Annotated in this window: 8 protein-coding genes; 6 read left to right on the top strand and 2 right to left on the bottom strand. The window is 40.0% G+C overall.

The features are described from left to right. The first annotated feature begins 619 nt into the window (after nucleotides 1-619). From BCU91_RS02850 to hemN, 4 genes are all read left to right on the top strand, one after another. Complete coding sequence (locus BCU91_RS02850) at nucleotides 620-1282, top strand: methyltransferase domain-containing protein (protein WP_102436160.1); 663 nt, start codon at nucleotides 620-622, stop codon at nucleotides 1280-1282. Nucleotides 1283-1337: 55 nt separating this feature from the next. Then, nucleotides 1338-1895, top strand: coding sequence for a Der GTPase-activating protein YihI (gene yihI / locus BCU91_RS02855; protein ID WP_076542043.1), 558 nt, complete (start codon nucleotides 1338-1340; stop codon nucleotides 1893-1895). Nucleotides 1896-1997: 102 nt separating this feature from the next. Then, nucleotides 1998-2459, top strand: a complete 462-nt coding sequence (locus BCU91_RS02860) for a DUF2489 domain-containing protein (RefSeq protein WP_102530863.1) — start codon at nucleotides 1998-2000, stop codon at nucleotides 2457-2459. A 225-nt stretch (nucleotides 2460-2684) separates the two neighbouring features. Further along, the gene (gene hemN / locus BCU91_RS02865; RefSeq protein WP_076542040.1) at nucleotides 2685-4061 is read left to right on the top strand and encodes an oxygen-independent coproporphyrinogen III oxidase; all 1377 of its coding nucleotides are present in this window, start codon (nucleotides 2685-2687) and stop codon (nucleotides 4059-4061) included. Between the two features lie 81 nt (nucleotides 4062-4142). Here hemN and add read toward each other — a convergent pair whose 3' ends face one another. Further along, entirely contained in the window at nucleotides 4143-5138 is a 996-nt protein-coding gene (gene add, locus BCU91_RS02870) for an adenosine deaminase (protein WP_102476005.1), read from the bottom strand. Between the two features lie 226 nt (nucleotides 5139-5364). On the opposite strand from add, the gene BCU91_RS02875 reads away from it, so the two are divergent. Together BCU91_RS02875 and BCU91_RS02880 are read left to right on the top strand one after the other, a co-directional pair. Further along, nucleotides 5365-7197, top strand: a complete 1833-nt coding sequence (locus BCU91_RS02875; RefSeq protein WP_102530864.1) for a DUF885 domain-containing protein — start codon at nucleotides 5365-5367, stop codon at nucleotides 7195-7197. Between the two features lie 132 nt (nucleotides 7198-7329). Then, nucleotides 7330-8274: an alpha/beta fold hydrolase gene (locus BCU91_RS02880; protein WP_102436168.1), complete on the top strand. Its 945-nt coding sequence runs from the start codon at nucleotides 7330-7332 to the stop codon at nucleotides 8272-8274. 114 nt (nucleotides 8275-8388) lie between these two features. On the opposite strand, the gene BCU91_RS02885 is transcribed toward BCU91_RS02880, so the two are convergent. Then, nucleotides 8389-10785, bottom strand: a complete 2397-nt coding sequence (locus BCU91_RS02885) for an EAL domain-containing protein (RefSeq protein WP_241904022.1) — start codon at nucleotides 10783-10785, stop codon at nucleotides 8389-8391. Nucleotides 10786-11512 lie beyond the last annotated feature (727 nt).

Genomic DNA, 11512 nt, shown 5'->3' on the forward strand with positions numbered 1-11512 from the left:
GAATAATATTTACCAATAACAATAATATAAATAAGACCACTCACTAAAAATAATAAGAGTAGTGATTTCAGCTTGAAGTCCAGGTCATATAGAATTTGTAAGGATTAGACCGAATGGTCGACACGCTTAAATAGCACTCCCTTACGCAACAGAGATAAAACCCCATAAGGACACTACTTTAAGGATTAAAGTAGCGGCAAAGGAAGCTAATTGCTTAGGATGCACTTGCGGAGGCTTGATATCACTGGACGGTACTTTAAACATGGATTGTTTACTAATGTCATTGAAGACAACTAGGAAATTGATGTGTCATTGAAGACCATCTACGGAAGCTGTGGTCAGGACGGCAACAGGATTTAAATAAAGTGTCATTGAAGACCGATAACAACTAAAAAAGCATGGAAAGCGCTAAAAACAAGAAGGATACTGACCGGGATAGTCACATAGCAAGTACGGATACTTGGAATCAGAATATAGTGTGATAAGCACTGTTTTACGAGGTGGCAGTTTACTGCCACCTTTTTTTATTTCCGCTTTTTGTAATCACTTTCATAATCAACCTAAATCTGCTATTGATTGATATATATCTTTGTTTTTGTTCAGGTGCCTGCTTACTTCAATGATAAAATGTCCCTTGTGCCGTTATCGTGCTGAATTTTTTCTACAAGATAAAAAAAGAGCCTTTTACCGCTGCGATCAATGCGGCCTTGTTTTCGCTAACCCCCAATCCCACCTTATGCCGGCAGCGCAATTACAGCGTTATGGCCGAGCCAATAAAGCCAGCAAGCAAAAGCAACTAATTCAATTTATCAAACCCTTGCTGTCACAGATAAGCGCCCAGCAAAGTGGTTCATTGACAGGGCTCAATTTTGGCAGGGTGCTAGACAAAGCCAGCCTCGACAAAATTGAACACGCGGGTCACCGCCTTTATCAGTACGACCCATTTGTTAAAGCCGATCAACAACTTTTCAATCAGCAATACGATTTCATTTGCTGCTATCGGGTACTAGAGCATTTCCAGCAACCAGGTAAAGAATGGCAATTACTGTCAAAATTGCTAAAACCTGGTGGATGGTTAGCAATAAGTACGTCTTTAATGACTGATTTAAATCACTTTTCTAAATGGCATTTCAAGAATAACCCCACTCACGTTAGCTTTTATCAGCAACAAACTTTCGAGTATTTGGCACAACACAGCGAATTTACGCTATTATTTGCAGCAAAAGAGCTCGTATTGATGCAAAAAACATCAAAGTCTGATATAAAGCGCATCCTTATTTAGTGCAAGGTGGATATGAATCCGTCTAGCCAAATTTTACAACCTAATGAGATCACCAATGGCTCGTAGTAAAAAATCGCGCAAGGGCGGCGAAAATGGCCCTAAACAAGCACCAAGAGTCAAAAAGTCTGAGCGCAAAGTCATCGGCGGCAAGAAGAATGATTCTGGTCGTAAATCAGGTAGCCGTCATAACGAAGCCCTGATTGAAAAAGAATCACCACATGTGAAAACGCAAAAAAATAATGACCCTCGTCATGGTAGCAAGAAGCCTGTTGCGTTATCGATTGCACCAGCTAAAGAAGCAACTGTTGCTGCTAGTGCAAAAGTGAAACAGCCTAAACTGACTGACGAGCAAAAATTATTAAAGCTTGAAGAAGATCCAAGGTTTAATGACTTGCTTGATTTGCTAGAAGAAGGCAAAGACTTAGCCGCTGACGATCAGAAATGGTTAGATAGCCAATTATCTAAAATTGAATCGCTGATGGAAAAATTAGGCATTTCGGATGCTGAAGAATTACCAGCACCAGCCGCTCCGAGTAAAAAAGCCGCTTCAGATGATGATTTATATGAGCGCTTTGAAACAGGCGCGGATGTATTAAAAGACTACCAGTCTTAATCATTACTACTTTTAAATGGCATATCTATTTCAGATATGCCATTTTTCTATTTATTCTAAACTAAGCCTTATTCAAGCCTAACATCACTTTAAGGATAAACTGTGTCTAGCATTGTTATTGTTGTCGCTGTCATCATTGTATTACTTTTAGCTTCTTACGCCGGATACTTGCTATTACAAGTCAAGAAACAACAACAGGCATCACTAGCAGCCAGTAAGCAGCGCACAATAGAAGCCAGAGCCAAAAAACAACAAGTATTAGATGATATCAAGTATATCGCAGCAGCCATGTTAGAAGAGCGCTGTGAGCCTTCTGAAGGGGTAATGCGAATCGCTAAGTTATTTGATACCTTATCCATGTCTGAAGAAATGGCCGTTGAATTCCCGCATATCTTCGAGCATTACGCCTGTATTAAAGATCATCCCATAAAAGATGCACGCAGCGCTTTACCTAAACAGCAGCGAATGAAATTGGACTTAGCCAGAATGAAATCTGAAGCAAAGTTAGAACAAAGCTTGCTTGAAGACGCTAAGAAGTTGAAACAGTTTCATTTCATGCATTAATAACCGACAGTTTTTAACAAATCCCTTAGTTATAAGACAGATAACAGCCTCAACATGGATATTGAGGCTGTGAGCTATGCCACAAATCTACCTAAATGCTAACTTTTCCTGCAAAAATGCACCTAATTGCTAATGAGAAATTTCAAATTTACAACGTAGATCAAGGTTATTTGTTAAAGATACTTGCATACTTCGTACATTGCTAATTTACTCGGAGGACACGCCTTGAAGCAGCCCACACAAATAAGTTGGGATCAGTCAATGATCGAAAAGTATAACTACAGTGGTCCACGCTATACGTCGTATCCAACGGCTTTAGAATTTGACGATACTTTTACTGAGCAAAATCTACTTTCAGCGATTGAAACCAGTAAAAGTGACAAACTGTCTTTATACATCCACATCCCATTTTGTGCCAAGCTTTGTTATTACTGCGGATGTAATAAAGTCATTACTCGTCATGCACATAAAGCTGACCAGTACATTGAATACCTTGCAAGTGAAATTGTTAAGCGTGCCCCGTTATTCAAAAATTACACTGTGACCCAAATGCATTGGGGTGGCGGTACACCTACATTCTTAAACCCAGAGCAAATCTTAACCTTATCAAAGCTGATTAAAAGTCATTTTAATTTTGCTGATGTTGGCGAATTCTCTATTGAAGTAGACCCTCGTGAAATCGAATTAACCATGCTTGATACATTAAAAGAAGCTGGCTTTAACCGTATTTCTATTGGTGTACAAGATTTCAATAAAAAGGTACAAGTTGCCGTAAACCGCGAACAAGATGAGCAGTTTATTTTTGACTTAATGGCTAAAGCAAAAGACATGGGCTTTGTATCGACCAACGCAGATTTAATCTACGGTCTACCGCACCAAACCCCTGAAACCTTTGCAGAAACCATTAAGCGTGTGATTGAGTTATCACCGGATCGTTTGTCTATCTTTAACTATGCGCACTTACCATCTCGTTTTGCCGCTCAGCGTAAGATTAAAGATGAAGATATGGCTTCGCCACAGCAAAAGCTAGATATGTTGCATCAAACCATTGAATCATTAACCGGTGCAGGTTATCAGTTCATTGGTATGGATCACTTCGCTAAGCCAGATGATGAGCTTTCAAAGCTTCAAAATGCCGGTAAGCTTCATCGTAACTTCCAAGGTTATACCACTCAGGAAGAATGTGACCTATTAGGTTTAGGTGTGTCTTCAATTAGCCAAATTGGCGATTGTTATGCCCAAAACCAAAAAGATATCCGTCCATACTACGAGTCGATTGACGAAAAAGGTCACGCATTATGGAAAGGCTGTAGCTTAAATCGTGACGATGAAATTCGTCGTGTAGTGATTAAACAAATGATTTGTCACTTCGACCTCGATTTAGCCAAAATTGAACAGCAATTTGATATTAATTTTGAAGAGTACTTTGTTGAAGATTTAAAACTGCTACAAACCTTCATTGATGATAAATTAGTTGATATCACAGACCGTAAGCTTACCATTAGCCCTACCGGTCGTCTGTTGATCCGCAATATCTGTATGTGTTTTGACGTTTACTATCGTCAAAAAGCACGTCAGCAACAGTTCTCGCGAGTGATTTAGTTTTTACTATCACGCAATAAAAAACCGCTGATTATCAGCGGTTTTTTTATGTTTATTTTCAGCTAAACAGGTAGGAGCTAACTATAACTTTGACGCGTATAGCGCCTTGCGTTCACTGCCTGATAAAAAGGCCATTTCAACACCATTACGTTGCACTTGCATCAGCTGAGCATCAGTTAAACCCAGTTCTGACTTAGCGATACGATATTCATGCTTGATATCAATCGCGCTCACACCAGGATCATCGGTATTAAGACCAATTAATACTCCAGCATCCAGAAACTGAGTAAATGGATGAGCATCATAATCAGCCACAGTTGAAGTATGTAAATTACTTGTCGGGCATGACTCGATTCCAATAGAGTGCTTAACTAAATATTCCATCAACTTAGGGTCGTGGATAGCATTTACACCATGGCCAATTCGAGTAGCACCCAACTCTTGAATTGCTTGCCACATGCTCTCGCTACCGGCCGCCTCACCGGCGTGGGCTGTGATCTGTAAGCCAGCATCTCTCACTCGCTTAAAGTGTTCATTGAATAGCTCACCAGGGAAACCTAGTTCATCGCCAGCTAGATCCATTGCCACCAAGCTATCTCGATGCGCTAACAAGCCATCAAGCTCTAAGCGGCATTTCTCTTGTCCAAATGAGCGCGACAAAATGCCGATTAAGTTAACCTTAACATCATAATCTTTCATGCCAGCTTTGACGCCATCAATAACGGCCTCAACCACGCCTTCAATCGGTAAGTTATGACTCATTGCCATGTAATATGGGCTAAAACGCAGTTCAGTGTAATCAAGCCCTGATACTGCCGCGTCTTCAACATTTTCATATGCTACGCGTTTTACAGCATCTAGATCAGCTAATACGCCCACCATCCAATCCAGCTTAGTCAGGAATGCCACTAAACTATTTTCTTTGCCTTGAATTTGAACAAAGGGAGCCAACTCTGCAATTGAGTTAGCAGGCAGTTGAATACCATGCTGATGGCCAAGCTCCCAAATCGTTTTGACCCGCACGTTGCCATCTAAATGACGATGCAAATCAACCAGCGGAATGGATGTATTGATCATTTTTGCCCCCTATTAAATTTTTGAGCTAAATGTGTTTTTTATTTTATGAACACCCAGCAAGCAAAGTTTAACACGCATCGACAAAAAAACGACCTTAGCAGCAACTAAATTATGCAATCAGTAACAATTATGTCGATGAATTTCACTAGCGAGCATATGATTGAATTGCTATGTTGTGGCTTAGTTAGCTAAATTTGTTATTTACCAACGTTTAAAGGAATTTCGCATGCGAAAGCTCATACTGCCAGCATTAATCATGCTTGCCATATCTGGCTGTAAAATGACTTCAGGTTCTAAAGCTCAATATTATTTAGGCGTTCCCGAAAAAACTGAAACCCCAACTCAGGTAAAAGAAACGGCTACAGCGGCAGTAGGAGAAAATATGAGCCTGAAATCAATTATTGATAACGCTTGGCAAGTAGACTTGGATTACTCGCCGACATTGGCCTATTCATTAGGCGATAAGTCAAAGGCCGATAAATTAGCTGATTTATCACCAGAATCCTTAGCCCAAAAGAATCTACGTCAGAAAAAGCTACTGGCATCATTAAAGCAAATTGATCCGGCCACCCTGTCAAAAACCGACAAAATTAATGCACAGTTATTAGCGTACCAACTGCAAAACAGTGTTGATATGTACAACTTTAAAGATCATTACTTACCGATAACGGCCGAAAGTGGTTTTCATGCTTACATCGCCTCAATCGCTAATGGGCGCTTTAATAGCGTTGAAGATTATCAAGATTATTTAGCAAAACTTAATGCCTTACCCACTTATTTTGCCCAGCAAACATTTTGGCTAAAACAGGGCTTAAGCAGTGGTATTACCCCAGCAAAAGTAACCTTAACCGGTTTTGAGCAAAGTATTAGTGCCTATATTGTCCCTGTTGAAGACAGCGGTTATTACAAACCCTTCACTCAATTTCCCGATCACTTTAGCGAGTCTGTAAAACGGCAATTAACCCAGCAAGGTCGAGATACTGTTGAGCAAAAAGTGCTACCGCTGTATCAAGATTTTTTCGATTTTATGACTGAAGAATATATTCCTAATGCCCGTATTGCGATTGCCGCAAAAGAGCTACCTAATGGCGAGGCTTTTTACCAAAACCGCGTGGCCTATTACACCACCTTAGCCATGACAACCGATGAAGTTCATCAACTGGGTTTATCAGAGGTCGCCCGAATCAAAGCAGAAATGGAACAAGTCATCAAAGAGGTAAAATTTGAAGGAAGCTTTGCTGAATTTCTGCATTTCTTACGCACAGATCCACAGTTTTACCCAAAGACAGCTGAAGAGTTATTAAAAGAAGCTGCTTATATCGCTAAAAAAGCAGATGCTGCTTTGCCTAAACTTTTCGCCACCTTACCTAGAACCCCTTATGGCATTAAACCAGTACCGGCTGAAATCGCCCCTAAATACACTACGGGACGTTACTCTGGCTCAAACCGTGATGATGAGCCAGGCTACTACTGGGTCAATACATACGCCCTCGATAAACGTCCGCTATATGAAATGGAAGCATTAACCTTGCATGAAGCAGTACCTGGGCATCATTTACAGATCTCGCTAAATAAAGAGCTAACAGACTTACCCGACTTTAGACGCTTGAGTTATATCTCGGCATTTGGCGAAGGTTGGGGATTGTACTCAGAGTATCTAGGGTTAGAAGCGGGCTTTTACCGAGACCCATACAGTAATTTTGGCCGCTTAACCTATGAAATGTGGCGGGCAGCACGTCTTGTGGTCGATACTGGTATGCACGCAAAAGGCTGGAGCCGTGAGCAGGCCATAGAGTTTATGGCCAGTAACACCGCATTATCACTACACAATGTCACCACCGAAATTGACCGTTATATTTCGTGGCCAGGACAAGCACTGTCATATAAAGTTGGTGAATTAACCATAAAGCGTTTACGTAACAAAGCTGAAGTTGCATTAGGTGAAGACTTTAACATCCGTTTATTTCATGATGCATTGCTAGAAAATGGTTCAGTTACCATGGCGATCCTAGAACAAATGGTTGACGAGTTCATTAGCGAGCAGCAACGAGCAAACTAATAATAGACACTCATTAGAGAGCTAAATTGCCATTTAGCTCTCTATAACCACCTTCCCCATCAGTATCACTGTTTGCTACACTGCCAAGGTTTACATCCAGCCAAACCCTAGTCCTATTTCTTAAAGCTTAAGGTGATCGATTTGTCTTTTTCGTCAGAGCAACAACTTAATAATGATGAGCAGCAACAATTTTGGCAAGCGGTAACGCAAGCCAAACTACGTCAAGACAATGCCGATATTGCCTATGCTTTTATTCGAAATCCAACCACCAACAAAGCAATTGTCATCAGTAGTGGTAGGGTTGAATGCTATTTAAAATATAAAGAGCTGATGTTCAATATATATCAGCAAGGCTATAGCGTTTATATTCTCGATCATCGCGGTCAAGGCTTGTCATCACGCAGTCAAAAAAATAATCACCAGGGTCACATTGATAAATTTCAGACTTATATCGATGACTTTCATGTTTTTATCAAGCAAATTGTTCAGCCCCAAGCACATGATGCTCTATATCTTGTGGGCCACTCAATGGGGGGAACCATAGGTACTTTGTATATGGGCCAATACCCAAGCACATTTAATGCTGCTGTGTTTTCAGCCCCCATGTATGGCATCAACTTGCCAATGAATAAAGGCTTTATTCGCTCTTTAGCCAAGCTGCTAAATACTTATACTGCAGACAAAGAGCCCAACTATGTTATTGGTGGTAAAAACTATAATGCAACCAGCTTTGCTGACAATGAGCTAACCCATAGCCAAAATCGTTATCAAGCCTCTATCGCGCTGTTTGAGCAGAATCCACAAATTCAGTTAGGCTCGCCCACAAACAACTGGCTATTAGAAGCTATAACAGCAGCTGATAACGCAACCCAAGTGGCCGCAACGAGTATCAAGCCCATTCTTATTTTGCAAGCGACTGAAGACACCATTGTGGATAATGCAGCCCAAGATAGAGCGGAAAATAACTTATGCCAGCTACAAAGGATACACAGCAGTCGGCATGAGATATTTATGGAAGTAGATGAGGTACGTAACCAAGCACTGACAAGTATGTTCGCTTTTCTTGAGCAATACTAATTAGCAGCTATTAATAGCAATTATACTAGCGCCATTGATATTAGTGCCATTAACACTTTAGAAACCCTGATGGCTGTCTGAAGTTTGGGAAGTCCAGTTAACTTATAACTTAAACTAACTAAATGGTACTTTCCAAACCACGCTCAGGTTAATTTCTGATTCTAATAAGTGTTTAATGTCTTGTTGGGATAGCGGCCTACTAATTACAAAGCCTTGAAACAAATTACTATTAAGATCGCTCAGTAAACTCAACTGCTGACGATCTTCAATGTGCTTTACTACGACAGGATAATTTAACTGTTTGGTCATATTAATAAGTGAGCGGAATATCTTTCGCGCCTCTTTTGAACTAACAATATCATTAATATAGCCAGTAGCCAGCTTAACCTGAGCAAAATGAATACCATTAAAGCGATGTAACGGACATAAACCTGATCCAAAATCATCGATAGCGACTCTGACACCGGCCCGCTGTAGTTTTAAAATTTTATTTTTTGCAGTGATAGGATTAATAGAAAAGATATCTTCCGACAACTCCAATTGGATTAAATTAAAATTAACGCCTCTTTCTGCAATCTTGTTAAGAATAACATCGACAAACATATCTTGATGAAAATGCCTAGAAGAGACATTAATTGAAAAGCACGGGCAATTTAAATTCGCAGCTTGTAAGCTCTTTATAAATAAGCAAACCTGACTTAACATCCATAATTCAAGTTCAAAAATCGTGTTAGAAAGCTCAGCAACTGGAATAAATTGCTTCGGGCGAATAAAACCTAACTGAGGATGATGCCAACGCATCAATACTTCAACACTTTCGGTATTGCCATGTATATCTACTACAGGCTGATAAACCAAGGATATCTGGCCAGCCTTAATCGCTAACTTTAAGTCCCGTTGTAATTTCAAGGGTTCATTGTGGCTAGCATCCAACAGTAAACTATGTAGCACACAGCTATTGGTCTTACTTTCAATAGCTTTGCATAAAGCTTTATCTGCACGAGAAAGTAACTGACTCGGTTCTAAAGATTCTTGGCCATCAAAAACCACCATTCCAATTTGAGTAAAAACTGAAACATCTTGTCCAGATATGCTGAAACTACGGCCAACCACTTGGCGAACTTCACTTGCTAACGCTAACGCACGTTTATTGGCATGCTCTAAATTATTACCTAAATTTTTTGCTGCAATAACAAATTCATCATCTCCCAGACGACTTAACAAACAGCTATTTGAAAAACTCCCAGCAAGCCTTGCTGAAATCTGCATAAGTAATCGATCAGTGAGTTGCTCACCTAACGCTTCATTTACTAACTTAATGTTGCTTAGATTAATGACTAGCAAGCTGCAATGTTGATTACTTTTACGCGCATAAGCTTGAAGGTCAAACAATTCGTTAGCTAACGCTTCCCGATCAATAATATCTGACACCCCAACATGACTTTGCCTTTCTACAGTAATCTGTTGGTTTTCAAGTTCAGAAGAAACATCGTTTATCGAACCTATGACTCTTATTGGCTTACCCAGTTCATCCCACTGGATAATTTGACCTCTATCTAACACCCAAATGTAATCATTCGCCTTAGTTAGCATCCGATGAACACTTTCGTAATTGCGAGTTTTACCTTGCAGATAATTATTAAGTGCTGCTACCACTGCTTTTTTATCATCTGGATGTAACAAAGCTTCCCAGGCTTCATAGGAGCTAGCGATATCATCGGATTGATAACCTAATATTTCTTTCCAGTGATCTGATAAGAAGACGCCATTGGATATAGTATCCCAGTCCCAAATACCGTGTTGATCTGCATTAATAGAATATAACCAACGCTGCTCAGCATTAGTCAGTCGCTGATTGCTTTCAGCTAAATGTAGCCCTACTTGAACTAATGACTTATTGAGCCAATATAACTCATCGACAAAGGTAGTCACCTTAGTCGATCCCCCTTTAGCATTGACAATATTTTGCGCATTTTTAGTTAAAGTACTAATAGGCTTAATTAGTACCAAATATAACCCTAAGCAAAAAAGTAGCACAATTATGCCACCAATTGCCCAAATATAAATAAAGCGTTTTTGGAGACTGTCTGCAGCCTCAGCCATCAATGAGGAGATATTGTACTCAACATAAATCACATCTACCGCGCTAGAATAACTATATTTATCTGAGGCATTGATAGGATAATATGCTTGTATAGAGCCACGCTCTAAATTGGTTTGAATCAGTGGGCGTTTATTGCTTACCGCTTGTTGATGGATGTCATTGATGTAACCATCAATAACATTAGTAGCATTACTGTCACGCCATATGACATGATTAGCGAAGCGAATTTGGCTAGAAGCATCTAAAATGACATAAACCATCATATTGCTATCTATAGCAGTAAGAGAAACCTCTTGTTCAATTCTTGAAGTGTCTTGATTAGCTAACGCTGACTCAATGACATGCGTCATTCGATACAATTCTTTCTCAATGTGCTTAGATTCATTAGCCGCCAGTTGAGAATGCAACTCTTCTCTTTCATAGTAAAACTCCCCACTGACTAATAGAAAGAACAGGGCGCTTATAAAAAAAGGCACTAAGAATGATAGTGAAAATAAAGGTCGCTTTGACAAGGCTACACCGTTGATTGCTAATAAAATATTTGACGCATTAATAACATACTAAAGACGACAGAGATCAACAACAGCTAATCGAAAATATGCCATCAATAAACTTCAGCAACGTAAAAACTTCTGCACAGTAGCACCCTTGGCAAAACACACTTTGCTTGGCGCGACTTAGTGGACTAGCCTTACTATGATCTATTGTTCACTGACATAGCATTATTCAGTCCGTTAGCCCTAAAGATAACCCCTGCTTTTACATGGGTACTGCCCACACTTGCTTTAAGTAATAATATTCAGCAGCTAATGACTCAGCAATCAACATCAGGAATTGTTGTCTTTTACCCCAACTACGAAAAAAACCTGACTGTTAAGTCAGGGCTTTAACGACTCTCTTACGAGAGATATTAGGCGCTTGGCGATGACCTACTTTCACATGGGCATTCGTCCACACTCACCGCTCACGCTGATATGTTGCAGCTAATAACTCAAATTATCAGCATTAGGTATTGTTGTTTTTCCCCCAATACGAAAAAAGCCCTGACTGTTAAGTCAGGGCTTTATCGACTCTCTTACGAGAGATATTAGGCGCTTGGCGATGACCTACTTTCACATGGGGAGACCCCACACT

Source organism: Shewanella sp. 10N.286.52.B9 (assembly GCF_002873635.1).
Lineage (GTDB): Bacteria > Pseudomonadota > Gammaproteobacteria > Enterobacterales > Shewanellaceae > Shewanella.

Bases quoted from the DNA above. Each gene is read 5' to 3' on its own strand.
- BCU91_RS02850 (WP_102436160.1), top strand. From the start codon at position 620: ATGATAAAATGTCCCTTGTGCCGTTATCGTGCTGAATTTTTTCTACAA.
- yihI (WP_076542043.1), top strand. From the start codon at position 1,338: ATGGCTCGTAGTAAAAAATCGCGCAAGGGCGGCGAAAATGGCCCTAAA.
- add (WP_102476005.1), bottom strand. From the start codon at position 5,138: ATGATCAATACATCCATTCCGCTGGTTGATTTGCATCGTCATTTAGAT.
- BCU91_RS02875 (WP_102530864.1), top strand. From the start codon at position 5,365: ATGCGAAAGCTCATACTGCCAGCATTAATCATGCTTGCCATATCTGGC.